Source organism: Klebsiella sp. GB_Kp056 (genome assembly GCF_040064755.1).
GTDB classification, from domain to species: domain Bacteria; phylum Pseudomonadota; class Gammaproteobacteria; order Enterobacterales; family Enterobacteriaceae; genus Klebsiella; species Klebsiella quasipneumoniae.
In genome coordinates, this window is the sequence record NZ_JBEAJA010000064.1 from 34,204 (window position 1) to 60,748 (window position 26,545).

Genomic DNA, 26,545 nt, shown 5'->3' on the forward strand with positions numbered 1-26,545 from the left:
TTGCCCGGCTCACAGAAAACGATCCCTGGCTTTGCGCATCCGTTCGCTTTTCGATATATGACTAGTCATGAAATTTAAATGACTAGTCATATATCGAGGCGCAGGATGAACAACAGACTACCGGCAGATTTCTTATGGGGTAATTCCGTCTCCAGCATGCAGACGGAGGGGGCGTGGAACGAGGGCGGCAAGGGGATGTCGGTGTACGATATCCGGCAACCGGCAGAATTCGCTTCCGACTGGAAGGTGGCGACCGACTCCTATCATCGCTTTAGGGAAGATTTCGATCTGATGCAGGATCTGGGCATGAACTGCTACCGTTTTCAGATCGCCTGGAGCCGGGTGTGCCCTGAGGGAGACGGCGAGTTCAATGAAGCGGGCATCGCCTTCTACCATCAGTTTATTGATGAACTGATCGCCCGCGGCATCGAGCCGATGATCTGTCTGTACCACTTCGATATGCCGCTCTCGCTGGCGGAGCGCTACAACGGATTTACCGACCGCCGGGTGATGGACGCCTTTATTCGCTATGGCCAGAAGATGATCGCCTGCTATGGCGACAAGGTGAAATACTGGCTCACCTTTAATGAACAGAATCTGTACCATTCGCCGGAAGCGTTTCTGATTTCCGGCTACCTGCAGGGGGAGAAGACCCTGCGCGAGCTGTACCTGATCCAGCATCATGTGATGATGGCGCACGTCCATCTGACCGATCACCTGCATCAGACGAAGCCGCAGTGTCTGATGGGCGGGATGCTGGCCCACGCCCTGGTTTATCCGGCGACCTGCAAACCACGCGATATCCTGTGCGCCCAGCAGCTGGACGAGTTTTTAAACCAGAACCTGCTGCGGGCTTACGCCGGGGAGGGCTACAGCCCGGAGGTGATGCATTTTGTCGCCACAGAAGGGTTCGATGATATCTATCGTCCGGAGGATCTCGCGCTGATGGCGACGGTGAAGGTCGATTATCTGGCGTTCAGCTATTACGCCAGCCGGACGCTGAACAGCGACGCGATCCCGCCGGGAACGGCGGTCAACAACTATATGCTGTTTGGCAATCAGGATAACCCGTTCCTGAACGCGACAGAATGGAACTGGCAGATCGATCCGCTGGGCTTCCGGACCATCATCACCCGCTATTATAACGACTGGCGCCTGCCGGTTTTCCCGATTGAAAACGGCATCGGGGTGATTGAGTCGTGGGACGGTGAACATCCGGTTGCCGACGATTACCGCATCGCCTACCATCGCGACCATATCAACGCCATGAAAGCGGCCATGTTTGAGGATGGGGCGCAGGTGATCGGCTATCTCGGCTGGGGATTAATCGACATCCTCAGCTCGCAGGGCGATATGCGTAAGCGATACGGCGTGGTCTACGTCAATCGCGAGAACCATGACCTCAAGGATCTGCGGCGGGTGCCGAAGAAGAGCTATGCGTGGCTGAAGCAGGTGATCCACAGCAATGGCGACGTGATGTAATGGTGTTCTGGCGGTCAGGCCGTGGATCCTGCCCGCCAGCCACTCACTGAATGTATAAGGACCGGGGAATGACGGCGAAGTATCTGCAAATCGCGCGGGAAATAAAAAAACGGATCATCAGCCAGCAGTATCCTGCCAGCGCGCCGTTACCTGACCAGTTTGCGCTGGCGGCAGAGTTCAGCACCAGCCGGATGACCATCCAGCAGGCGATGCGCCAGTTAATCGTCGAAGGGCTGATCTATACCCGCAAAGGGCAGGGCACCTTTGTGCGGAAAAATTTCCTTCAGCTGTCGCAGTGGGAGCTGCCCGGCAGCGACTATTTCGGCGCCACCAAAACCTGGGAGCATCTTGGCGAGGTACAAAGCGAAGTGGTGCGCTTTGAGGTGCGTTTTCCCACTGACAAGGAGCAGAGTTCGCTGCTGATCGACGCCGATGCCCCGGTGTATGACTTTGTTCGCCTGCGGTTGCTCAACGGGGAACCGGTGTCGCTGGATCTGACGGTCATGCCGGTGGGGCTGGTGCCGGGGCTCAATAAAAGCCATCTGGAAAGCTCGGTGTTTCGCTATATCCAGGAGACGCTGGGGCTGAAGCTGATGGGATCTTACCGCGTGGTGCGGGCGATGAAGCCGGATGAACTGGATAAACAGCATCTTCACTGCGAGCCCACCGATCCGGTGCTGGAGGTGGAGCAGGTTATCTATCTGGAAGACGGCACGCCGCTGGAGTACGCCCACTGCCACTATCGCTACGACCACGGCGGGATTATTCTGGTGAATAACGGCTAGACCGGTGGCCCCGGTTGGCGCAGCGCTTAGCAGGGCCAGGGTGTTGTCAGGTATGGTAACCCGGGCAAGGCGTCAGCCGCAGCCCGGCACAACACCGATAAAAAAAACGGCGGGCATCAGGCCCGCCGTTTTTATTGTCATGCAGAACTTAGTTCAGACGCACCGGCATACCGGAGCGGTTCTGGATAGCCTGCTCGACCACGTTCTGATCGACATCAGACTGGCTGGTGATCGCCTGTACCGGCTGAGTCAGGGTGATCGGCACGATCTCGCCGCCCTGGAACTGCGCTTCGGTGGTCGACAGCGGGTTGTGAACCTCGATGTAACGGCTGCCGTCCGGCTCGGTGGTGGCTTTTACCGGCTCATCGATAAACTGCACGCGGGTGCCGACCGGCACGTTCTCAAACAGGAATTTGATGTCATCGTTGCGCAGACGTACGCAGCCATGGCTTACGCGCAGGCCGATACCGAAGTTAGCGTTGGTACCGTGGATGGCGTACAGACGGCCGATATACAGCGCGTACAGGCCCATCGGGTTATCCGGACCGGCCGGTACGACGGCTGGCAGCGGGTTGCCGGCGGCAGCGTATTCCGCATGCATCTTGGCGGTCGGCGTCCAGGTCGGGCCAGCCTTCTTACGTTCGACTTTGGTGGTCCAGTTGATTGGCGTGTCTTTGCCTAACTGGCCGATACCGATCGGCAGAACAATCACGGTGTTGGTGCCTTTCGGGTAGTAGTACAGACGCATTTCGGCGCTGTTGATGATGATCCCTTCATGGACGGTATCCGGCAGGATCAGCTGCTGAGGGATGTTCAGGACGCTACCGCCCTTCGGCAGATAGGTATCCACCCCCGGGTTGGCTTCCAGCATGTTGGAAAGCCCCATCTGATATTTCGCCGCGAAGTATTCCAGCGGCTGCTTGTTATCATCCGGAATGGTGATGACCTGGTTCTGACCAACCAAACGGCTGCCATCGGTTGGCAAAGGATAGGTGACAGCAGACGCTGTATTGCAAAAGCCTACGATGGCGAAGGCTGCCGCTAAGAGTGTAGATAATTTCATAGTTTTTAATGTCGTGTGCGAAATCAACGCCACACAGGCCTTTGTTAATGATTGAGACAGTAGATGGGAGCGCATTATATGTGCATTCCGCTGAACAGGTAAATCAGATGTGTACGAAATCACATTTTTTTCCCTGTCTCCTCGGCTGCCGCGCCCTGGCGTTCGGGGCGACGAGGGTTAGTCTTCCAGCAGCCGGGCCTGCAGCGCCGCGCGGACCGGGGCGGTAAGCTGGTACTCTTCCGCCAGCCAGGCGTCGACATTGCCATAGCGCTGCTGAATAGCCGACAGCGCGGCGGCGAGATAGGACTCTTTCACCGTGAGGATGTCCGCCAGGCTCTGGCGCCCCTGGGGCGTCAGGTCGTTGCCGAGCATCTCCAGCATCCAGGCCTCCACCTGCGTCAGCATGCCATGGGTAAGGAGATACTCCTCCATCACCGTCTCGCTGTCGCATCCGACGGCGAACAGGGTTAACGCGCAGCCGACGCCGGTGCGATCTTTACCGACCGCGCAGTGTTGCAGCAAGGCGCCGTCGAAAGGGGTCGTCAGCCATGCGGCGAGCTGGCGATAGGCCGGATTGTTAAACGGCAGCTGGCGATAGAGTTGCAGCATAAACTGCTCGCCGTTCAGCGCATTAAGGGTGGCGGCATTCAGCTCGGTGACCTTCGCGTTGACCTCGCCGATCGGCGGATTGGCCGGCGCGTTGAGATAGTGGGTGAGCGGGCTCAGTTTGTCCGGCGTGCGCTGTACTTCACCGGGGTCGCGGTAGTCGAGCACCCGGCTGAGCGGCAGGGTATCCAGGTGGTCGAGATCCTCTGCCGTTAGCCGGTTTAGCGCACCGGAGCGTAGCAGCTTGCCGCTGCGTACCCGGCGTCCGTCGGCGGCGCGCTGGCCGCCCAGGTCGCGAAAATTAATGCCGCCCTGCAGGGATAAAAAGGCCGGATGTCGCGGTTGGCTGGTGGTCATGGGACTCCTCATCATCACGTACAGAATAACGGTTTGCGCGCAGGTCTCTGGCGCATCTGACAAAGACCTTAGCACAAGCGCCGCGGCGGAATTTACCGCAGACCGTGAAAAGTGCGTCATTTACTGGCATAATGTCTGCTGTATCACACCCCTCATACTCTTTTTTCAGGATATCCCCGTGCTAGTATCCAGCAACGTTACCATGCAGTTTGGCAGTAAGCCGCTGTTCGAAAATATCTCCGTTAAATTTGGCGGCGGCAACCGTTATGGTCTGATCGGCGCCAACGGCAGCGGTAAATCGACCTTTATGAAGATCCTCGGCGGCGATCTCGAACCGACGCTGGGCAACGTTTCTCTCGACCCGAACGAGCGCATCGGTAAGCTGCGTCAGGATCAGTTCGCCTTTGAAGCGTTCACCGTGCTGGATACGGTCATCATGGGCCACGGCGAGCTGTGGGAAGTGAAGCAGGAGCGCGATCGCATCTACTCCCTCGCCGAGATGAGCGAAGAAGATGGCTATAAAGTGGCCGACCTGGAAGTGAAATATGGCGAAATGGATGGCTACTCTGCTGAAGCGCGCGCGGGCGAACTGCTGCTGGGCGTGGGCATTCCGGTTGAACAGCATTACGGCCCGATGAGCGAAGTCGCCCCAGGCTGGAAGCTGCGTGTCCTGCTGGCGCAGGCGCTGTTCTCTAACCCGGACATTCTGCTGCTCGATGAACCGACCAACAACCTGGACATCGACACCATTCGCTGGCTGGAGCAGACGCTGAACGACCGCGACAGCACCATGATTATCATCTCGCACGACCGTCACTTCCTGAACATGGTTTGCACCCACATGGCGGATCTGGACTACGGCGAGCTGCGCGTCTATCCGGGCAACTACGATGAATACATGACGGCGGCCACCCAGGCGCGTGAACGTCTGCTGGCGGACAACGCCAAGAAAAAAGCGCAGATTGCCGACCTGCAGTCCTTCGTTAGCCGCTTCAGCGCCAACGCCTCTAAATCGCGTCAGGCCACCTCGCGCGCGCGTCAGATTGACAAAATCAAGCTGGAAGAGGTTAAAGCCTCCAGCCGTCAGAACCCGTTTATCCGCTTCGAGCAGGACAAGAAACTGTTCCGTAACGCGCTGGAAGTGGAAGCCCTCACCAAAGGCTTTGAAGACGGTCCGCTGTTCAAAAACGTCAACCTGCTGCTGGAAGTGGGCGAGAAGATTGCCATTCTGGGCGCCAACGGCGTGGGTAAATCCACGATGCTGAAAACCCTGGTGGGTGAACTGCAGCCGGACAACGGCACCGTGAAATGGTCTGAAAACGCGCAACTCGGCTACTACGCGCAGGATCATGAGTACGAGTTCGAAAACGACCTGACGGTCTTCGAGTGGATGAGCCAGTGGAAACAGGAAGGCGACGACGAGCAGGCGGTGCGCAGTATCCTTGGTCGACTGCTGTTTAGCCAGGATGACATCAAGAAGCCGGCGAAAGTATTGTCCGGTGGTGAGAAGGGCCGCATGCTGTTTGGTAAGCTGATGATGCAGAAGCCAAACATCCTGATAATGGATGAACCGACCAACCACCTGGATATGGAATCCATCGAATCGCTGAACATGGCGCTGGAGATGTATCAGGGCACCCTGATCTTCGTCTCCCACGACCGTGAGTTCGTCAGCTCGCTGGCCACCCGCGTGCTGGAGATTACCCCGGAACGGGTGATCGACTTCAGCGGCAACTACGAAGATTACCTGCGCAGCAAAGGTATCGAGTAATCCCGCTTCGTTACCCGGGTTGCGGCTACGCCTTACCCGGGCTACGCCTGGCATGTGATCTGTAGGCCCGCGCAAGCGTAGCGCCGCCGGGCAATAACCGCGAGTAAAGAGCCACTTTCGCGCCGGATGGCGGCTGCGCCTTATCCGGCCTACGGTCCGTGCCATTGTGAGCTTAAGAGCTCTATCTTGTACCCATGGTTACTGAAACTGTCCGTTACCCGGGCTACCAAACCGCACAGTGCTGTAGCCCCGGTAAGCGGTAGCGCCACCGGGGATTTTGAGGCCACCAGTTTGTAGCCCGGATTAGCGTAGCGCCATCCGGGAACATTATTAAATCCAGGCCGGGCGAGGCGTAAGCCGCCGCCAGGCATATGCTCAGAGCCTCCACTCCGTTCCTTCGACGCCATTCACCAGCAGTTTGCGTTTTTCTCCCGCCGGTAATGACAGCTTCAGCGCTTTCCACGCCGGGCGATAATTGCCGCGGGCGTTGACCTTCAGGTTGATAGTGCTGCTGTCGCACGCCATTTCCCACTCCAGCCACAGCGCATCGCCCTGTTTATAGCCCCAGCTTTCGCCGTCATCCTCAAACAGCAGACCCGAAGTGGTCCCGACGCCTTTCAGCGGGAACAGCTGCAGTTCGCGGCGATCGTCCTGTGGCGCAGCAACATGACGGATGCGCTCGCTGAGCGGCAGTCCGGCCCCGGCGCGCACCAGCAGCGGCAGCGTTTCCAGCGGCGCGTCGAGGGTGACCCACTGGCCGCCGGCGAACCACTGGTGGCTGTAGAAATCGTACCATCCGGCCTGATTATCCGGCAGCCACACCTCACGCTGGCGGGCGCCAGGCTCGACCACGCTGGCCACCAGCAGATCGCGGCCCAGCAGGAAGTCATCGCATTCGGCGAAGGTCTGCGCGTCGTGCTGATGATCGAGGAAGGTCGGGCGCAGCATCGGCTCGTCGTCAGCATGCGCCTGCCACAGCAGGGTGTACAGATAGGGCAGCAGGCGGTAGCGCAGCTCAATAGCGGAACGAATGGCCGGGGTGACGGCCGGATACATCCAGGCTTCGTTGACCGTCTGGTCGTCATTCCACGAATGAATAGTAAAGCGCGGGTGCATCACGCCGTTTTGTACCCAGCGTACGAACAGCTCCGGCTCAGGTTTATCGCCGGAGAAACCGCCGACGTCGTGGCCGACGTTAAACAGCCCGGAAAGGCTCATGCCCAGCCCCATGCGGATGTTATAGCGCAGCGTATCCCAGTTGGTGCGGTTATCGCCGCTCCAGGTCTGGACGTAGCGCTGCATCCCGGCGCAGCCGGAGCGGGAGATGAGATACGGGCGCTTTTGCGGCGCAAAGCGCTGCTGGGCCTCCATCGAGGCGCGCATCATCAGCAGCGGCATCACCGGGCGAATATGCTTGATGGCGATTTCACGGCCAAAGCCGTAGCAGCGCGCTTCGCCGTCCCACACCTCATACTCGTTATTATCGTTCCAGGTCGAATCAATGCCCATCTCCAGCAGCTGGCTGGTGACCCCTTCCTGCCACCAGGCCACGGTTTGCGGATTGGTAAAGTCGAGATGCGATCCTTCATCGTCCCAGAAGCTGGAGCGCTCCGGAGCGTCGGTTTGCGAATCGCGCACGAAGAGACCGCGCTCCGCCACCTCGCCATAGCGCGGATGGTCCTGCAGCAGGCAGGGTTTGATATTGGCGGCCAGCTTCAGCCCGGCGTCGTGGAACGACTGACTCATCACTTTCGGCTGCGGCACCTTGTCGTGGTTCCAGTTAAAGACGTAGCGCTTGCCGTTAATCGAGGTATAGCCGGAAGAGAGCTGGAACGAATCGCACGGAATAGCGTGCTCATCGCACAGGCGGATGAAGTTCATCAGCTGATTTTGCGCATCCGGCGCGTCGGTATAGTGCATGGTCGAGCCGCTGTAGCCGAGGCTCCATTTTGGCCCGAACAGGGTTTTACCGGTCAGACGGACGAAGGCCTTGGTCACATCCAGCACCTGTTTACCGGTGAACAGGTAGTAATCGATATCGCCAGCTTCCGCCTGCCAGCGGCGATAGGCGGTATGATAGTTGTCGATTTCGTTACCCAAATCCAGCCAGCAGCTGCTCAGGTTGTCGTAAAACAGGCCATAGCTAACGTCGCTGCGTTGCGTGATGGTGAACGGAATATGTTTATACAGCGGGTCGGTGCTGGCGGCGTTGTAGCCCATGGCATCAAGGTTGCGCATTTCATAACGCTTACCGGTGCGCTGCAGGTCGCCGGCCTTTTCGCCCAGGCCATAGAAACGCTCGTCTTTGCGGCGGCTCAGATAGTGGGCGACGCCGTCGCCGTGGGCATTGGCCAGATAGGCGCTGGTGGGGCGGTCGTTGGCAAGCTGCTGCCATTCCCCGGCGTCGTCGCGATAGCTCCACTCCAGCCACAGCGGCTGATGGACGGTGACGCGCAGCTGGCGGGTGGCGATGGTCAGCGTATCGCCCTCCTGGGTCAGCTGCCAGGCCGGGAGACTAAAACCGCTGAGGTCATCCCGGGCGCGGCCTTCCCACGGCACATCCTGCTGCGGAGCGATGCTCCAGGTGCGATCCAGCGCCAGCTGGCCCTGGCGTTTCAGCAGCACGCGGAATAGATTCTCTTCCAGTACGTACAGGCACAGGGTGTGCTGGCCATCGACCGTCAGTTCAACGTGATGCTCCAGCTGTTGATGCAAACTCCAGTGTTTCAACGTCTTCATATCTTACATCCACTCTCAGGCGCGCTTGGCGCGACGTTCAGCAATAAATGCCACCAGGAAAACGGCGCCAATCAGGTCAAAGAAACCCATGGCGATGAACAGCGGGTTGAAGCCAATTTTGTCGGCGGTCACCCCGATTAATAACGAGAACAGGAAGCTGGCGATCCACGCCGCGGATCCGCGCATACCGTTCACCGTCGCCATTTGTCCCTTGTCGAACGACTCCACCACCAGCGCGCTGAGCATGCAGGAGATGATCTGATGCCCGAAGCCGCCAATGGAGATCAGGACGATGGTGATATAGGGATCGCGGGTGATAGCGACGAGGGCCAGGGAGATCATCAGAAACGCGCCGGTCACCGAGCTGGCGATCACCGAGTTGACTCGCGTACAGCCGAACCAGCGAACGTACAGGCGGGTGAGGTAGCCGCTGACCACGCTGCCGAGGTCGGCGGCAAGGAACGGCAGCCAGGCGAACATGGCAATCTGCTTGAGATCCATGCCGTGCTCTTTAGCCAGGTACAGCGGTACCCAGAAGCTCAGCACCGCCCAGGCGGGCTCGGCCATAAACGCGGGAATGGCGATCCCGTAGAAACGTTTATTCTTCGAGACGGTTTTGAGTGCGGTAAAGAAGGGCTGTTTCACCGGCGGCGCTTCGTTATCCTGCTTGATGTACTCGAGCTCGCTTTTGCTGAGATTGGGGTGCTTTTCCGGGTTCTGATAGAAGGCCCACCACAGCACCACCCACAGCAGGGCCAGCGCGCCGGTAAACATAAACGCCCCCTGCCAGCCGAAGGAGGCATGGGCGAAGTAGATGATCGGCGGGGCGAGCATGGCGCCGATGGAGAACCCGACGCCAGCCCAGCCGGCGGCGATTGGCCGTTCAGACTTCGGGAACCACTCGCCGATGGTCTTGGCGTTGGCCGGGGTGGCGGCCGCCTCGGCACCGCCCATAAAGAAGCGCAATATAGCCAGGTGCAGCCAGCTGCCGGCCCCGGCGTGGGCGATGCAGGCCAGCGCCCACAGGGTGGCGCAGATCATAAACCCGAGCTTCAGGCCGATGACGTCGATAAGCCAGCCACAGAGCGGTTGGAAAATCGTGTAAGCCAACTGAAACGCGCCGACGATCCAGGAATATTGTTCGGTGGTGATACCGAGCGTCGCTTTCAGTTCCGGGGCGATAATCCCCAGCGAGTTGCGTGTGATGTAGTTGACGGTGACGCCAAGTAAAAACAGGACCAGCACCCACCAGCGCAGGTTTTTTACCACCCGGCGCGTTTTGCTGACCGCGATATCATTGTTGAGGCCTTGACTCATAGCACACTCCACATGACGTTAGTAGGGGGAAAGTGACGTTCTCAATCCGTGAGCGGTCACGTAGTGTTGTTAACTATTTGAATAGTCTATTTTTTTATCTCAACACCATTGGTATAACTAGTATGGGAGATGTTGGACCAATTCAGGCTAAGGGAGAAAAAACGTCGGGCAAAGCGCTATTTATGCAAGTTTTTTCATGAAATGACCGGGATCTCAAATTTTGCGCTGTCATTTGCTTACAGGTAGCGCTTTGGCGATTATGAAAATTCTTTCATTTTCCAATCGGAGCTGGATCACAAAATGGATAAAAAGCTGCGCGTCGCCGAAATCGCCGCCCGCACCGGGCTGTCGGCCAGTACCGTTTCGCGCGTCCTGGCCGGGAAGGCGAATACCAGCGACAAGGCGCGCCGGGCGGTGCTGGAGTGCGCCCGCGAGCTGGGGGTCATGCAGGGACTGGCCGCCGGACGTCTGTTGCTCAATAATCTGCTGGTGTTTGCCCCACAGCGCGCCTTCGATGAGCGGTCGGATATCTTCTACTACCGGGTGATCCAGAGCATCAATAACGCGCTGGCGGCGCATGAAGTGCGCCTGCGCTATTGCGCGCTGGACGAGAACGACAGCGACGCCAATCTGTTTCTTGCCCGCATGAACGAAGCGGAGACCCAGGCCGCGGTGCTGCTGGGGATCGACGATCCGCATATTCATGGCCTGGCGGCGGACCTGGGCAAACCCTGCGTATTGATCAACTGTCGGGATGAAGGGATGCGGCTGCCGTCCATTGCCCCCGATCATCGTCTGATTGGCCTGTGCGCCGCCCGCTATCTGTTTGATATGGGGCATCGCGTGGTGATGAACGTCATGTGCCTGCGCCGCTATACCATGGAGCTGCGGCTGGGGGGGATCCAGGAGGCGTGGCGCGCGCGCAATTTGCGCTTTACCGCCAGCCGGGATCTCATCAGCGTCGCCAACTTTAGCGCCAGAGAGACCGAAGAGCAGGTGGGAGCCTGGCTTGATGGCTTACAGGGCAGGCCGTTGCCCACCGCTTTCCTGGTGGGCGGCGATTTTATGGCCGCCGGCACGGTCAGCGCATTGCAAAAGCGCGGCCTGCGGGTGCCGCAGGATGTCTCGGTGATGAGCATCGACGGGTTTAATCTGGCGGCGATCCAGGAGGTGCCGCTGACCGCGGTGCATGTGCCGCGGGATGAGCTGGGCAGCGAGGCGGTGCACCTCCTGCAGCAGCGCCTGCTGCGTCCGGAGGCGCCGCACGGTTCGCTGCTGCTGCACGGCACGCTGGTGGTGCGCGATTCGGTACGGCGGATCCGGCCGGGCAAAGGCCATACCGCCGTGGAGCCGCAGGGGCTGTATGACGATTAAACCGCGATACCCAGCGCCCGTTTGCCGTGGATGTTCAGATCCTCCAGGGTGAAGCGCCCCTGCCAGCTGGCCTCATAGTCCTCGCGCGGGAAATCACCCGGCGAGGCCCCTTTTTCCAGAGCGATTTTCACTTTCTGCGCGTAGGCGAGGTTCTTCTCGCACATCGGCGCCGCCGGAATGTACATCACATTGCCCCAGCCCTGCTGATTTTCCACCGGCGCCACCGAGTGAATGACGTCGCAGTGCCACCAGACGGAATCGCCAGCGTTCAGCGCCGGGATCGAACTGAGGGCTTTGATCAGCAGCGGGTGCCACTGCTCAGAGATCGGCAGCACTCTGCCCGGCGCGACGCCGCACAGCTCATCCTCTGGCACATCGTCAAGCAGCGGGCGCAGCAGCACATAGGCCATCGCCTCGGGGATCGGCACCACGTGCAGCAGTCCCTGACCCGGGATCATATCCGACAGCGCGGTCCAGCCCTGGAAAGTGCGGAACACCGAGCACTTGGTGGTGTTGTCGACCGTGTACTCTTCCACTTCAGTACGGTGCGCGGCGTCCCACGGATCGTAAGCGTCGACATGACCGTTAAAGACGTTGGCGAAGACCTGCTGGTAGGCGGGGAGCAGCCAGCGCTCCAGCGCACCGGAATCGGTATGCGCGCCCAGCCCTTTCGAGGTGGTTCCCGGCGGACGGCGGCGAATGCGGTCGGGGTAAATGACGCTGACGTCCGGATCGAACCAGCGCTTGCCGTCCTGCTCAAAGCGCCACAGGCGGTTAAGGAAGGACTGCGCCGCCGCCATTTCATCGCTCTGGCGGGCCTGCATTTGCGAGGGCGACCAGTAGATGGGATAGATTTCCGGCCGCGAAGCCTCAAGCGTACCGAAGAAGCTGTCGCCTGGCCCTTTGTAGACCTCGTCAAAATGGTTCAGATCCAGATATTCCAGCATCGCGGTATCCCAGGCCAGCGCCTGTTCGCGCGGAAAGTGGCCTTTGATCACCGCGCAGCCCCGGCGCTTAATGGCCGCGCGCTGGGCATCGCTCACGGTTCCCTCGGCGATATCGCGGAACGGAATGGTTGGCCAGACCTCCTGGCCTGCGGCTTTCAGCGTCTCAATCTCCTGCAGGCGCTCGCTGATGCGCGCTGAGAGCTTATCGAACACCGCCTGGACGTCGCCGATTTGCGCCCGCAGCGCCTGCTTCATCTGGCGAATCGCCGCTTTGTGGTCGGCGGGGAGTGTTTCGTGGGTCGGGAGAGCTGCCATAATAACCTCGCTGTATCTTTCATTCGAAAGTATTAAATCTTACAAACGTTAATTTAAGTTAAAATGGAGTTAATGCAAGTTTAAAATCTTGCTGCGGCGCACAAAATGGACAAGCCGGGGCGCGCAGCCCCGGAGAGTGGTCAGGCGTTGAAGGGAGCGCGGTTATCGAGGACGGCCTGAATGACGTTCAGCGCGCCGTCATGATTATTATCGTCGGTCGCGTATCCGGCGATAGCTTTGATGCTGTCGGCGGCGTTACCCATGGCGAAAGCGTATTTCACCAGCTTCAGCATTTCGGCGTCGTTGCCGCTGTCGCCGATGGCCACGCACTGCTGCGGCGACAGGTTCCAGCGCTTGAGCAGGCGGCTGATGCCGTTGGCTTTATGCAGACCGGGAATAATCAAATCGACAAAGCCAAAGCCGCTGGTGACCGGCTTCATAATGCCGTCGAGCGAGACGTGCAGTTTATCGATCAGCTGCGGGATCTCGCTGTCCGGCAGGTTCAGAGAAAATTTGAACAGCGTATCGTCGATGGCGTGATAGTCGCTTACCCGCTGCAGACGGTGGTAGTGCTTTGACATCAGGTCGACGAAGGCGTCCGGGGCGTTATCGCTCACGTAGGCGCTGTGCAGGCCGCAGGCGACGAAGTTCAGCTGCGGATCTTTGAGTAATTCGCCAATCACCACCTGCGATTCGTGGCGGGTCAGTTCGCCGTGGAACAGCTGCTTACCATGCTCAAAGACCAGCGCGCCGTTTTCGGCGACGAACGAGATCTGCTCGCGGATCTCCGGGAAGAAGGAGATCAGCTGATAGTACTGGTTGCCGCTGGCGACAACGAATTCAATGCCGCGCTGCTGCAGCTGGGCGAATTGCGCCAGAAACCGTGAGCGGTCGTAGGTTTTGGCGTCATTGAGAAAAGTTCCGTCCATATCGGTGACGATAACTTTAACGGTCATAAGGGGATGCTCCTGGCTTAACTTCGACCAGTAACATTCTAATTACAATGTGATGGGGAGCACAAATTTATTTCGAATGAAAGTTCACGCATTCAGAAAATGCCGGGAGGCGGCATTGCCTTTCCCGGCCAGCAGAACAGGGGAGGCCCGCTAAGCGTCGCGCCAGCGGGCCTGAAGGGCTACAGCGTATGCTCGGTACGGGCGATAATATCGTCCTGGGTATCCGGCGACAGAGCGGTAAAGAACGCCGAGTACCCGGCGACGCGCACCACCAAATCACGGTACTGATCAGGATGTTTCTTCGCCTCCAGCAGCGTGTCGCGCGAGACAATGTTGTACTGGATATGCCAGCCTTTATGCACCTCGAAGAAGGTGCGCAGCAGCACCATCAGCTTCTGCTTGTCGGACGCGTTTTCCAGGGTGGACGGATTCAGCTTCTGGTTTAGCAGAACGCCGCCGAGGATCGCCCCGGTGGGCAGTTTACCTACCGAACTGATGACCGCCGTCGGCCCCAGATGGTCGGTTCCGGAGGCCGGGCTGGCCCCTTCCGCCAGCGGAGTGTGCGCTTTACGGCCATCCGGCGTCGCCATGGTCTGCGCGCCGAACGGAACGTTGGCGGAGATAGAGGACGTGCCGGCGTAATAGTTGCCGCCGATCGGGCCGCGGCCATAGCGCGGGTTGTGATACTGCTTCAGCTCGTCGATATAGGTCTGGTAGGCCCGCGCCAGCAACGCGTCCACGCTGTCATCATCGTTACCGTACTTCGGCGCGCCGTTGATCAACCGCTGGCGCAGCTGCTCGTGGGTCAGGCCGTCAAAATCTTCCGCCAGCGCCTTCGCCAGTTCCTGCTGGCCAATAACGCCCTGATCGAAGACCAGCTTTTTCACCGCCGCCAGGCTGTTGCCGAGGTTGGCGATGCCCACCTGCAGGCCGGACACCCAGTCATACTTAGCGCCGCCCTGCTTAATGCTCTTCGCCCGTTCGATGCAGTCGTCCACCAGCGCCGAACAGAGAATATCGTGGACGTTCTCTTCCAGCATAGTATCGACCACATACTCAATCTCAATCGACTTACGGGTGTAGTAGCGGATCTGGCGGTCCCAGTCGGCCAGCACCTCGTCGAAGTTAGCGAAGTTGCCTTTCGACAGGGCGTGCTCCTGCGGCAGGAACACCTGGCCGCTGGTGGCATCGCGGCCGCCTTCCAGCGTCGCCAGCATCACCCGCGCGAAGTTGATAAAGCTCATGCCGGTGCAGCGATAACCCCACTTACCGCCGACCGCGGTTTCGATGCAGCCGATGGCCGCATAATCGTAGGCATCCTGCGGCTCGATTCCCAGCTTGATAAATTCCGGGATCACGATCTCGTCGTTATTAAACGCCGGCATGCCGAAGCCGCAGCGGATCACCTGGACGCAGGCGTCGAGGAAGTCGTTGCTCATTCCGGCGTGGTAGCGCACGCTGAGGTTCGGCTGGGTCGAGCGCAGACGACCGCAGGATTCCAGAATGGCGTACGACAGCGGGTTGACCGCGTCCTGCGGCTGGCCGTCCACCAGGTTCTGGCCGCCGATGGTGACGTTCTGGTACAGCGGGCTGCCGGCCGAGGCCTTGGAGTGCGAGCCAGAGCGGATCTTGTTGACCTCCAGCAGCTTCAGCCAGCAGCTGTGCAGCAGCTCAATGGCCTGTTCGCGATCCAACGATTGCTGCAGCTCAACGTCGCGGCGGTAGTACGGATAGAGGTACTGGTCCATGCGGCCAAAGGAGACCGAGTGGCCATTGGATTCAATCTGCAGGATCAGCTGAATGAAGTAGCACAGCTGCAGCGCCTGCCAGAAGGTCTTCGGCGGCTCATGGGCGATGATGTCGCAGTTTTCGGCAATCGCCAGCAGCTCATCGCGGCGTGCGTCACGGGATTCTGCCGTCGCCATCTCGCGCGCCAGCGCGGCAAAGCGTTTGCTGTGGTCGCTGACCGCCGCCAGCACAATATCAATCGCTTTCAGGAACTGTTCGCCGTGCAGGTCTTCCAGCACCGTCAGGTTGATGCGCGACCGGCGTTCGGCGACTTTCGCGCGCATGCCGTCCAGTCCTTTCTCCAGCAGCAGCGGGTAGTTGACCGCCAGGTGAGCGTCGCCGGAGGTCATGTTGCCCTCGGCCTTAATAATGCCGGTGGCGAGGAGCGCTTTCTGCTTATCGGTAAACATGCCGTAGCAGCGGTCCTGCACGGTCTGGCCGCGCCACCACGGGCACACTTCGTGCAGTACGCGCTTGTTCTCTTCGCTGACCGCGAAGCCGGCGCCGGGGCGGTCGGCGAGATCGTCGATCTCTTTCTCGATCCAGCTGACGGTGTATTCCGGGAAGATCGGCGCGGCGCGCACTTCGCTGGCCTGGTTGCCGACGATCAGCTCATCGTGCTTGATCCAGATGGTGCGCTCGGCCAGGTGGTGAGCCAGGGCCAGAGCGCGGCGCACCGGGATCGGCTTATCAAGATGCTGCTGATACATCTCGGTATAGTGTCGGGCGCGTTCGGTACAGACCGGCGGCTTGACGATATGCACCAGCGCCATTTTATGGGCCTGGATACGGGCGCTGAGGGTGTTGAGTTTCAGGGTAGTCATAGGGGTTATCCTCGTAAGATCGCCGTTAGCCCCTTGCTCCGCGCATAATCCTGCGCAAAGGCGAGCAGCTCGGGAGCATCCAGCGGTTTGTCCGGTGCGGTGTAGGGCTGACTGAGTAACTGGTATTTATTCATTCCCAGCGTGTGGTAGGGCAGGAAATGGATTTCGCTGACCCGCAGGCGGTCGGCGGCAAAATCAGTGATGGCGGTAATGTCGGCTTCGCTGGCGTTGAATCCCTGGATTAACGGCACGCGAATAATGATGTTTTTCCCCGCCTGCGCCAGGCGCTGCAGGTTGTCCAGCACCCGGCGGGCGCTGCCGTCGGTCCACTGCCGGAAAACGGCCTCGTCGACGTGCTTCAGGTCGGCGAGAAACAGATCGATGAAGGGTAAAGCCGGCTCAATGTATTTCCACGGTACGTGCAGGCAGGTTTCCACAGCGGTATGGATACCCGCCTGATGGCTGGCCTCCAACAGCGCCTGCGCCAGGGCCGGGTTCATAAAGGGTTCGCCGCCGGAAAGGGTGATGCCGCCGCCGCTGCGATCGTAAAAGGGTTTATCGCGCAGCACCGTCGCCATGATCTCCTCGACGCTCTTCTCCTCGCCGCACACCGTGAGCGCTGTGGTGGGGCAGCAGTCGCGCAGCGCGGCGATATGGCTGTCGTTAACGTGTTGCCGGTGAATGATCAGACCCTCGAGGGTGCGGGTGATAACCGCCGGCGCCGCCTGCTGGCACAGCTCGCAGCCGGCCAGGCACAGGCGCGGGTCATACAGCAGGTCTTCGCTGCGGGCGCGGCTCTCCGGGTTCTGGCACCAGCGGCAGCCCAGCGAGCAGCCTTTCAGGAAGACGACGGTGCGGATCCCTGGGCCGTCATGGGTGGAATAGCGCTGGATATTGAAGATCATGGCTTACCCTCTTGTTTGCGTATGAATATAAAAACACTTTCGAATGAAAGTTATATTGACGCAAATCAACAAGCGGGATGGCGATAATCGCCAGGGGATAGAATAACGGCAGAGGTCACAACTTCACCGGCGACGACCCTCGCCGGCGGCTGAACGTTAGCGCGTACCGCATACCTCGCACTGCGGGTGGCGCATCAGCTTCATTTCACGAAACTGGCAGGTCATGGCGTCGTACATTACGATTTTCCCGCTGGCGGGCGTGCCGTAGCCGGTCAACAGCTTAATGGCCTCCATCGCCTGCAGGGAACCGATAGTGCCCACCAGCGGGGCCATCACGCCGGCTTCGACGCAGGTGAGGGCGTTTTCGCCAAACAGGCGGCTCAGGCAGCGGTAGCAGGGTTCGCCCTCCTGATACGTGAAGACGCTGATCTGCCCCTCCATACGGATCGCCGCCCCGGAAACCAGCGGGGTTTGGTGGCGGAAGCAGCCGGCGTTGAGCTGGTTACGAATGGCGACGTTGTCGGTGCAGTCGAGCACCAGATCGTGCCTGGCAATCTGCCCCGCCAGCGCCGCTTCGTCCAGTAAGGCATTGAGCGGCGCCAGATGAACGTGCGGATTAATGCGCGCCAGCGCCTCGCGGGCGGAGTCCACCTTCGGCTGGCCGATGGCGGCGTCGCTGTGCAGCGTCTGGCGCTGCAGATTAGAGAGCGAGACGGTGTCGAAATCGAGCAGGGTGAGCTGTCCCACCCCGGCGGCGGCCAGATACTGCGCGGCGGCGCAGCCAAGTCCGCCGAGGCCGACCACCAGCACGCGAGCGGCCTTGAGCCGCTCCTGGCCGTCAAAATCAAAACCGCGCAAAACAATCTGCCGGTTATAGCGCAGCATCTCTTCATCGCTCAGCTCCACGGCCATTACAGCCCCCCAAACAGATGGCTGAACGGTTCGACGTCGACCCATTCGCCCGCTTCAACGTGACCGCGCTCGCGCTCCAGCACGATAAAGCAGTTGCCGAGGCTGAAAGAGCTGAAAATGTGCGAGCCCTGATGACCGGTGGTGGTCACCACCAGCTCGCCGTCCGGGTTGCGCTGCAGAATACCGCGCTGAAAATCGAGGCGGCCCGGGGACTTTTTCAGCCGCGCGGCGGCCCGCACCCGCAGGCGGGTCGCCTGAAGCGGACCGTGCTTACCGGAGAGCTTCGCCAGCAGCGGCTGTACCAGCTGACAGAAGGTGACGGTGGCGGAAACCGGGTTGCCCGGCAGGCCGCAGAACCAGCTGCTGCTGAGCTTGCCGAAGGCGAAGGGTTTGCCCGGCTTGATCGCCAGCTTCCAGAAGCCGATCTCCCCCAGCTCTTCTAGAATGGTTTTGGTGTAGTCGGCTTCGCCCACCGAGACGCCACCGGAGCTGATGACCACGTCGGCCTGCTGGTCGGCGGCGATAAAGGCCTCACGCAGTTGCGTCGGATCGTCAGGAATAATGCCGAGGTTAATGACCTCGCAGCCCAGCTGTTCGAGCATCAGATGCACCGCCAGGCGGTTGGTATCGTAAATCTGGCCGTCGCCGAGCGGTTGACCCGGCAGCTGCAGCTCATCGCCGGTCGAGAAGACCGCGACGCGAACCTTGCGCACCACCTCGACGTCGGCAATGCCCAGCGAGGCCAGCACCGGCAGCTCGGCTACCGTCAGCGGCGTTCCCGCCGGGAAGACCACCGCGCCGTGGGCGATATCTTCCCCGCGGCGGCGAATATGCTGCCCGGCTTTCACCGGCGCGGTAAAGCGCACGCCGACGTCGGTCTGTTCGGTCTCTTCCTGCATGACCACCGCGTCGCAGCCCGCAGGCACCGGCGCGCCGGTCATGATGCGGATACAGGTGCCGGTGGGCCAGGCGTCGTGAAACGGCTGGCCGGCAAAGGCCTTCCCGGCGACCGGCAGGGCCGCGCCGTCGTTGAGGTCGCTCAACCGGACGGCATAGCCATCCATCGCCGCGTTATCAAAGCCGGGGACATCCAGCGGGGAGATAATGTCATGGGCGGTGACGCGCGCGAAGGCCTGCAACAGCGGTACTGTTTCCGTCGCGCTCAGCGGCGTAATACGATCGAGCATCTGGGTGAGGGCTGTGTCGAGCGGCATCAGTCCGGCGGTAAAATCCATGGGTCACTCCTGCGGGCAAAACGGCGAAAACGCCTATTATGGCAGAAAAGCGGCGCGGGCTGTATGCCACCTGGGTACGAGGCTTTACATCGCCCGCCGCTCTTTCTATATTCAAAAATTGTATAAGACATTCAGCAATATAATGATATCAATACCCTAATTCCTGACGTGACCGGCGCCGCGACGCGGTACGACAGGGCGGGGGCTATCCACTTCATCGTTAAGGACTGGCGAAATGGGCAAGGCGGTTATAGCAATTCACGGCGGCGCAGGGGCGATTTCTCGCGCGCAGATGACGCCGGAGCGGGAGCGGGAGTACGTGGCGGCGCTGTCGGCTATCGTCGAAAGCGGGCAGAAAATGTTGGCTGCAGGCGCCAGTGCGCTGGATGCCGTGACCGAGGCCGTCCGTCTGCTGGAGGAGTGTCCGCTGTTTAACGCCGGGATGGGCTCGGTATTTACCCACGATCAAACCCACGAGCTGGACGCCTGCGTGATGGACGGCTACAGCCTGCAGGCGGGGGCGGTGGCCGGGGTCAAACATCTACGTAATCCGGTGCTGGCGGCGCGTCTGGTGCTGGAGGAGAGCCCGCACGTGCTGCTGATCGGCGAGGGGGCGGAAAATTTCGCCTTCTCCCACGGAATGGCGCGCGTCGATAACGATCTCTTTTCCACCCCCGAGCGTCTGCTGCAGCTGCAGGAGGCGAAAGCGGGCGGCGAGATCATCCTTGACCATCACGCCGCTCCGCTCGATGAACGGCAGAAAATGGGCACCGTCGGGGCGGTGGCGCTCGATCTGGCCGGCAATCTGGCGGCGGCGACCTCCACCGGCGGCATGACCAACAAACTGCCCGGACGCGTCGGCGACAGCCCGCTGCCGGGCGCGGGGTGCTACGCCAACAACGCCAGCGTGGCGGTCTCCTGCACCGGCACCGGCGAAGTCTTTATGCGTACCCTGGCGGCCTACGATATCGCCGCCCTGATGGAGTACGGTCAGCTCAGTCTCTATTCCGCCTGCGAGCGGGTGGTGATGGAGAAGCTGCCGGCCCTCGGCGGCAGCGGCGGGCTGATTGCCGTCGATCGCGAAGGCAACGTCGTTTTACCGTTTAACAGCGAAGGCATGTACCGCGCCTGGTGCTATGCCGGCGATACGCCGACCATTGGCATTTATCGCGAATAGAACAAGGGAGAGGAGAGTGCCGCAAACTCACGAAACGGATACCTGCGAAGTACTGGTGGTGCGCAACCTGAACGTGGCGTTCCGCCAGCAGGATGCGCCAGAGGTGCAGGCCGTGCGTCAGCTTTCCTTCAGCCTGCGCCGCGGCGAGACGCTGGCGATTGTCGGGGAGTCCGGTTCGGGAAAATCGGTCACCGCGCTGGCGCTGATGCGTCTGCTTGACGCCGCCAGCAGCGAGGTGAGCAGCGAGGGGCTGTGGCTGCGACGGCGCAACCGGCAGGTGATCGCGCTCAATGAGCAATCGGAGGCCGAAATGCGCCGGGTACGCGGCGCGGATCTGGCGATGATTTTTCAGGAGCCGATGACCTCGCTGAACCCGGTATTCACCATCGGCGAGCAGATCGCCGAATCCCTGCGCCTGCACCAGGGGCTGGGGCGCGAAGAGGCGCTGCGCGCGGCGAAAAAGATGCTCGACCAGGTGCGTATTCCCCAGGCGGAAGAGATGCTCTCACGCTATCCGCACCAGCTCTCCGGAGGTATGCGCCAGCGGGTGATGATCGCCATGGCGCTCTCCTGTCGGCCGGCGGTGCTGATTGCCGACGAGCCGACCACGGCGCTGGATGTCACCATTCAGGCGCAAATTTTGCAACTTATCGCCGTCCTGCAAAAGGAGATGGCGATGGGGGTGATCTTTATCACCCACGACATGGGGGTGGTGGCCGATATCGCCGATCGGGTGCTGGTCATGTATCGCGGCGAGGCGGTGGAGACCGGCAGCGTCGAGGAGATTTTCCGTTCACCGCAGCACCCTTATACGCAGTCGCTGTTGGCGGCGGTACCCCGGCTGGGGGAGATGCGCGGTCAGGATCTGCCTCGCCGCTTTCCGCTACCGGGGCAGCCGCTGGCGGAGACAGACACGCCAGACACGGTGGTGGCGGGGGAGCCTATTCTGCAGGTGCGCGATCTGGTGGCCCGTTTCCCGGTGCGCGGCGGAGTGCTCAATCGCGTGACGCGCGAAGTGCATGCGGTGGAGAAGGTGAGTTTTGATCTCTGGCCGGGAGAGACCCTGTCGCTGGTGGGGGAGTCCGGCTGCGGCAAGTCGACTACCGGCCGGGCGCTGCTGAGGCTGGTTGAGACCCAGGGGGGCACCATTACCTTCGATGGTCAGCGGATCGATACCCTCTCCGGCAGCAAGCTGCAGTCCCTGCGGCGCAATATTCAGTTTATTTTTCAGGACCCTTACGCCTCGCTCGATCCGCGCCAGACGGTCGGCGATTCGATTATGGAGCCGCTGCGGGTACATGGCCTGCTGGACAGGGAGGCGGCGCGCGAGCGGGTCGCCTGGCTGCTAAAGCGCGTGGGGCTGCAGCCGGAGCATGCCTGGCGCTACCCCCACGCCTTTTCCGGCGGCCAGCGGCAGCGGATCTGCATTGCCCGCGCGCTGGCGCTTAATCCGAAGGTGGTGATTGCCGATGAGTCGGTGTCGGCCCTGGATGTCTCCATTCGGGCGCAGATTATCAATCTGATGCTCGACCTGCAGCGCGAAATGGGCATCGCGTTTCTGTTTATTTCCCATGATATGGCGGTAGTGGAGCGCATCAGCCACCGCGTGGCGGTGATGTATCGCGGCCGGATTGTCGAAATCGGCCCGCGCCGCGCGGTGTTTGAAAACCCGCAGCACCCCTATACCCGTAAGCTCATGGCCGCCGTACCGGTGGCCGACCCGGCCTACCGTCATCCGCAACGGGTCCTGCTGTCAGATGACGTTCCGGGCAATATTTATAAGCGGGGCGAGGAGATCGCCAGCCCGCCATTGCAGCAGGTTGGGCCGGGCCACTTCGTCGCCCGCGACGCCGCCGATGTGCTGGGCAGAGCATAACAACACATAACGCACCTTTTCAGGAGAACACGATGACACAACCTGTTTCACGCAAATGGTGGCTGGCGCTGAGTATCGCGGCGGCCCTGGCGAGCGCCCCCGCTTTTGCCGCCAAAGATGTGGTGGTGGCGGTCGGGTCTAACTTCACGACGCTCGACCCCTATGATGCCAACGATACCCTGTCGCAGGCGGTGGCGAAGTCCTTTTATCAAGGCCTGTTCGGCCTTGATAAAGAGATGAAGTTGCAAAATGTCCTTGCCGAGAGCTACACCGTGTCGCCGGATGGCCTGGTGTACACCATCAAGCTGCACAGTGGGGTGAAATTCCAGGATGGCACCGACTTTAACGCCGAGGCGGTCAAAGCTAACCTCGACCGCGCCAGCAACCCGGAAAACCATCTTAAGCGCTATAACCTGTATAAAAATATCGCCAGCACCGAGGCGGTCGATCCGACCACGGTGAAAATTACCCTCAAGCAGCCGTTCTCGGCGTTTATTAATATTCTCGCCCATCCCGCGACGGCGATGATTTCGCCGGCGGCGCTGAAAAAATATGGCAAAGATATCGGCTTCCACCCGGTGGGCACCGGGCCGTATAAGCTCGATACCTGGAACCAGACCGACTTCGTGAAGGTCAGCAAATTCGATGGCTACTGGCAGCCGGGGCTGCCGAAGCTGGATTCCATTACCTGGCGACCGGTGGTCGATAACAATACCCGGGCGGCGATGCTGCAGACCGGCGAGGCGCAGTTCGCCTTCCCGATCCCCTATGAGCAGGCGCCGCTGCTGGCGAAAAACAGCAAACTGGAGCTGGTGGCCAGTCCGTCGATCATGCAGCGTTACATCAGCATGAACGTGACGCAGAAACCGTTCGATAATCCGAAGGTGCGCGAAGCGATCAACTACGCCATCAACCGCCAGGCGCTGGTCAAGGTGGCGTTTGCCGGCTATGCCACCCCGGCGACCGGCGTGGTGCCGCCGTCGATTGCCTACGCCCAGAGCTACCCAGCGTGGCCTTACGATCCGGCGAAAGCGCGCCAACTGCTGAAAGAGGCCGGCTACCCCAACGGGTTTAGCACGACGCTGTGGTCGTCACATAACCACAGCACCGCGCAGAAAGTGCTGCAGTTTACCCAGCAGCAGCTGGCGCAGGTGGGCATTAAGGCGCAGGTGACGGCGATGGATGCCGGTCAGCGAGCGGCGGAAGTGGAAGGTAAAGGGCAGAAAGAGAGCGGGGTACGGATGTTCTATACCGGCTGGTCCGCCTCCACTGGCGAAGCCGACTGGGCGCTGTCGCCGCTGTTTGCTTCCCAAAACTGGCCGCCGACCCTGTTCAACACCGCCTTTTACAGCAACCCGCAGGTGGATAGCGCACTGAGCGAGGCGCTGAAAACCACCGATCCGCAAGAGAAAACCAAACTCTATAAAGCGGCGCAGGATATTATCTGGAAAGAGTCGCCGTGGGTGCCGCTGGTGGTGGAGAAACTGGTCTCTGCCCACAGCAAGAATCTCACTGGCTTCTATATCCAGCCGGACACCGGCTTCAGCTTCGAACAGGCAGATTTAACACCGTGAAGGTCGAGATGATGCCCTCCGGCACGGGTGGGAGGAGGGCGGTTTTTCCGCGGGGCGGGTGGTGGAGGTACGATGCTCAACTATGTGATTAAGCGCCTGCTGGGGCTGATCCCCACCCTGCTAATCGTCGCGGTGCTGGTGTTTCTCTTCGTCCATATGCTGCCCGGCGATCCGGCGCGGCTGATTGCCGGACCGGAAGCCGACGCCCAGGTGGTGGCGATGGTGCGCCAGCAGCTGGGGCTTGACCAGCCGCTGCATGTCCAGTTTTGGCACTACATCACCAACGTGCTGCGCGGCGATTTTGGCATGTCCATGGCCTCGCGGCGTCCCGTTGCCAGTGAGATAGCCAGCCGCTTTATGCCCACCCTGTGGCTGACGCTGGCCAGCATGAGCTGGGCGGTGCTGTTTGGCATGGCGGCGGGGATCGCGGCGGCGGTGTGGCGCAATCGCTGGCCTGACCGTCTGGGAATGGCGCTGGCGGTGAGCGGCATTTCGTTTCCGGCCTTTGCCCTCGGCATGCTGCTGATGCAGGTGTTTTCGGTTGAGCTGGGCTGGTTGCCGACGGTGGGCGCCGACAGCTGGCGGCACTATATTTTGCCTTCGCTGACCCTTGGCGCGGCGGTGGCGGCGGTGATGGCGCGCTTTACCCGCGCGTCGTTCGTCGATGTGCTGCATGAAGACTATATGCGTACCGCCCGGGCGAAAGGGGTGAGCGAAACGCGGGTGGTGCTCAAGCATGGTCTGCGCAATGCGATGATCCCGGTCGTCACCATGATGGGGCTGCAGTTCGGCTTTCTGCTCGGCGGCTCGATCGTCGTGGAGAAGGTCTTCAACTGGCCGGGGCTGGGGCGACTGCTGGTCGATTCGGTAGAAATGCGCGATTACCCGGTGATTCAGGCGGAAGTGCTGCTCTTTTCGCTGGAGTTTATTCTTATCAATTTAGTGGTGGATGTGCTGTACGCGGCCATAAACCCGGCTATCAGGTATAAGTAAGGTGCGATTGCTTAACTGGAGAAGGCAGGCGGCGCTGAACGCCATGCCGGGCATCAGGCCCGGCGAGATCCATACCCCCTGGCATGAGTTCTGGCGGCGCTTTCGGCGTCAGCCGGTGGCCATGGGCGCCGGTATTTTTGTGCTGTTGCTGATTGCGGTGGCCATCGTCGCCCCATGGATAGCGCCGTACGATGCGGAAAATTATTTTGACTACGACCGGCTTAACGAGGGGCCTTCGCTGGTGCACTGGTTCGGCGTCGACTCGCTGGGGCGCGATATTTTCAGCCGGGTGCTGGTGGGCGCGCAGATCTCGCTGGCCGCCGGGGTGCTGGCGGTGCTGATTGGCGCGGCCATCGGTACGGTGCTTGGGCTGCTGGCCGGCTACTATGAGGGCTGGTGGGACCGGCTGATTATGCGTCTGTGCGACGTGCTGTTCGCCTTTCCGGGGATCCTGCTGGCGATCGCGGTGGTCGCCGTCATGGGCAGCGGGATGGCCAACGTGATTATCGCCGTGGCGATCTTCTCGATCCCGGCGTTCGCCCGGCTGGTGCGCGGCAACACCCTGGTATTAAAGCAGCAGACCTTTATTGAATCGGCGCGCAGCATTGGCGCCAGCGATGCCACCATCCTATTCCACCACATCCTGCCGGGGACGGTGTCGTCAATCGTGGTTTATTTCACCATGCGCATTGGGGTATCGATTATTTCGGCGGCCAGTCTGTCGTTTCTCGGCCTCGGCGCGCAGCCGCCCACGCCGGAGTGGGGTGCCATGCTCAACGAGGCGCGGGCGGATATGGTGATGTCTCCGCACGTGGCGCTGTTTCCGGCGGTGGCGATTTTCTTGACCGTGCTGGCGTTTAATCTGCTGGGGGATGGCCTGCGCGATGCGCTGGATCCGAAGTTAAAGGGGTAGGGGACGTCGGGTGACGTTCTGGCGCACGACGGGGGGATAAGCTGCATCGGTTGCCCCTTTCTCATCCGGGAAAAGCGTTTATCACGTGTGGCGTCAGCGCACATTGCGCTCCCGGTTAATTTTCTGCGTTATGTCTCTTACGGTGCAGGGAGCGCACAGGGGGCGGCCAGTCGCCGCCGCCCCCTGTACCCCCGGGCTCCGGCCAGCAAAATCGCCGCTACGCGGTACCTTCGACTTATCCCTGCAGGCTTCGGGTCGGGCCGAGGCAGCGTCCGTGCAAAACACGGCCCTCAGCCCGCATCCATGCGGGCTGCCCCGGCCTTCCGGGAACGTCTCAGCGATTTTGAGGCCGTCAGCACCGGCAGTTTCAGTGGCGCAAGTGGGTTAATTAACGGCTGGCTGCACGGCCCCTGTAGGCCGGGTAAGGCGTAGCCGCCACCCGGCATAAAAACGGCTCCGTGCCCGCTGTCATCGCCCGGTGGCGCTGCGCTTGCCGGGCCTGCGAGGTATATGCCTGTGAGAGGACCCCGTAGGCCGGGTAAGGCGGAGCCGCCACCCGGCATAAAAGTGGCTCCGTGCCTGCTGTCATCGCCCGGTGGCGCTGCGCTTGCCGGGCCTGCGAGGTATATGCCTGTG

18 protein-coding genes and 1 pseudogene are annotated in these 26,545 nt (G+C 60.7%); 9 read left to right on the forward strand and 10 right to left on the reverse strand.

Going from position 1 to position 26,545, the window contains the following annotated elements; genetic code table 11:
* Positions 1–105: 105 nt before the first annotated feature.
* The gene (locus ABLV52_RS22465; RefSeq protein ID WP_348890944.1) at positions 106–1,482 is read left to right on the forward strand and encodes a glycoside hydrolase family 1 protein; all 1,377 of its coding nucleotides are present in this window, start codon (positions 106–108) and stop codon (positions 1,480–1,482) included.
* A gap of 68 nt (positions 1,483–1,550) precedes the next feature.
* Complete coding sequence (locus ABLV52_RS22470) at positions 1,551–2,267, forward strand: GntR family transcriptional regulator (protein WP_044521840.1); 717 nt, start codon at positions 1,551–1,553, stop codon at positions 2,265–2,267.
* A 148-nt stretch (positions 2,268–2,415) separates the two neighbouring features.
* Here ABLV52_RS22470 and ldtB read toward each other — a convergent pair whose 3' ends face one another.
* Positions 2,416–3,330, reverse strand: coding sequence for a L,D-transpeptidase (gene ldtB / locus ABLV52_RS22475; protein ID WP_032428696.1), 915 nt, complete (start codon positions 3,328–3,330; stop codon positions 2,416–2,418).
* A 177-nt stretch (positions 3,331–3,507) separates the two neighbouring features.
* Positions 3,508–4,423 (reverse strand): annotated as a pseudogene (locus ABLV52_RS22480) (tyrosine-protein phosphatase).
* 48 nt (positions 4,424–4,471) lie between these two features.
* On the opposite strand from ABLV52_RS22480, the gene ABLV52_RS22485 reads away from it, so the two are divergent.
* The gene (locus tag ABLV52_RS22485) at positions 4,472–6,064 is read left to right on the forward strand and encodes an ABC-F family ATPase (protein WP_023288955.1); all 1,593 of its coding nucleotides are present in this window, start codon (positions 4,472–4,474) and stop codon (positions 6,062–6,064) included.
* Between the two features lie 375 nt (positions 6,065–6,439).
* Here ABLV52_RS22485 and ABLV52_RS22490 read toward each other — a convergent pair whose 3' ends face one another.
* Entirely contained in the window at positions 6,440–8,803 is a 2,364-nt protein-coding gene (locus tag ABLV52_RS22490; RefSeq protein WP_086075810.1) for a glycoside hydrolase family 31 protein, read from the reverse strand.
* A 15-nt stretch (positions 8,804–8,818) separates the two neighbouring features.
* Complete coding sequence (locus ABLV52_RS22495; protein ID WP_004886240.1) at positions 8,819–10,120, reverse strand: MFS transporter; 1,302 nt, start codon at positions 10,118–10,120, stop codon at positions 8,819–8,821.
* A 300-nt stretch (positions 10,121–10,420) separates the two neighbouring features.
* Here ABLV52_RS22495 and ABLV52_RS22500 point away from each other — a divergent pair, with 300 nt between their 5' ends.
* A complete protein-coding gene (locus ABLV52_RS22500) occupies positions 10,421–11,494 on the forward strand; it encodes a LacI family DNA-binding transcriptional regulator (protein WP_032429114.1) in 1,074 nt (357 codons plus the stop codon).
* On the opposite strand, the gene ABLV52_RS22505 is transcribed toward ABLV52_RS22500, so the two are convergent.
* The 6 genes from ABLV52_RS22505 to moeA all read right to left on the reverse strand — a co-directional run bounded on the left by ABLV52_RS22505 (position 11,491) and on the right by moeA (position 19,376).
* Positions 11,491–12,756, reverse strand: coding sequence for a DUF1479 domain-containing protein (locus ABLV52_RS22505; RefSeq protein WP_044521849.1), 1,266 nt, complete (start codon positions 12,754–12,756; stop codon positions 11,491–11,493). The two genes, ABLV52_RS22500 and ABLV52_RS22505, sit on opposite strands and share 4 nt — an antisense overlap.
* 140 nt (positions 12,757–12,896) lie before the next feature.
* Positions 12,897–13,712, reverse strand: coding sequence for a Cof-type HAD-IIB family hydrolase (locus ABLV52_RS22510; RefSeq protein ID WP_023288961.1), 816 nt, complete (start codon positions 13,710–13,712; stop codon positions 12,897–12,899).
* A gap of 179 nt (positions 13,713–13,891) precedes the next feature.
* A complete protein-coding gene (locus tag ABLV52_RS22515; protein ID WP_348890945.1) occupies positions 13,892–16,324 on the reverse strand; it encodes a formate C-acetyltransferase/glycerol dehydratase family glycyl radical enzyme in 2,433 nt (810 codons plus the stop codon).
* Positions 16,325–16,329: 5 nt separating this feature from the next.
* Positions 16,330–17,229, reverse strand: coding sequence for a glycyl-radical enzyme activating protein (locus tag ABLV52_RS22520; protein WP_032455231.1), 900 nt, complete (start codon positions 17,227–17,229; stop codon positions 16,330–16,332).
* Positions 17,230–17,385: 156 nt separating this feature from the next.
* The gene (gene moeB, locus ABLV52_RS22525; RefSeq protein WP_348890946.1) at positions 17,386–18,141 is read right to left on the reverse strand and encodes a molybdopterin-synthase adenylyltransferase MoeB; all 756 of its coding nucleotides are present in this window, start codon (positions 18,139–18,141) and stop codon (positions 17,386–17,388) included.
* Entirely contained in the window at positions 18,141–19,376 is a 1,236-nt protein-coding gene (gene moeA, locus ABLV52_RS22530; protein ID WP_050532939.1) for a molybdopterin molybdotransferase MoeA, read from the reverse strand. Before moeA ends, moeB begins: the two co-directional genes overlap by 1 nt.
* A 235-nt stretch (positions 19,377–19,611) precedes the next feature.
* Here moeA and iaaA point away from each other — a divergent pair, with 235 nt between their 5' ends.
* The 5 genes from iaaA to gsiD all read left to right on the forward strand — a co-directional run bounded on the left by iaaA (position 19,612) and on the right by gsiD (position 25,909).
* Complete coding sequence (iaaA, locus tag ABLV52_RS22535) at positions 19,612–20,553, forward strand: beta-aspartyl-peptidase (RefSeq protein WP_023288966.1); 942 nt, start codon at positions 19,612–19,614, stop codon at positions 20,551–20,553.
* Positions 20,554–20,569: 16 nt separating this feature from the next.
* The gene (gene gsiA, locus ABLV52_RS22540; protein ID WP_348890947.1) at positions 20,570–22,429 is read left to right on the forward strand and encodes a glutathione ABC transporter ATP-binding protein GsiA; all 1,860 of its coding nucleotides are present in this window, start codon (positions 20,570–20,572) and stop codon (positions 22,427–22,429) included.
* 32 nt (positions 22,430–22,461) lie between these two features.
* Positions 22,462–24,003, forward strand: coding sequence for a glutathione ABC transporter substrate-binding protein GsiB (gene gsiB / locus ABLV52_RS22545; protein ID WP_023288968.1), 1,542 nt, complete (start codon positions 22,462–22,464; stop codon positions 24,001–24,003).
* A 72-nt stretch (positions 24,004–24,075) separates the two neighbouring features.
* The gene (gsiC, locus tag ABLV52_RS22550) at positions 24,076–24,996 is read left to right on the forward strand and encodes a glutathione ABC transporter permease GsiC (RefSeq protein WP_004886274.1); all 921 of its coding nucleotides are present in this window, start codon (positions 24,076–24,078) and stop codon (positions 24,994–24,996) included.
* Between the two features lies 1 nt (position 24,997).
* Complete coding sequence (gene gsiD, locus ABLV52_RS22555; RefSeq protein WP_023288969.1) at positions 24,998–25,909, forward strand: glutathione ABC transporter permease GsiD; 912 nt, start codon at positions 24,998–25,000, stop codon at positions 25,907–25,909.
* The last annotated feature ends 636 nt before the right edge of the window (positions 25,910–26,545 follow it).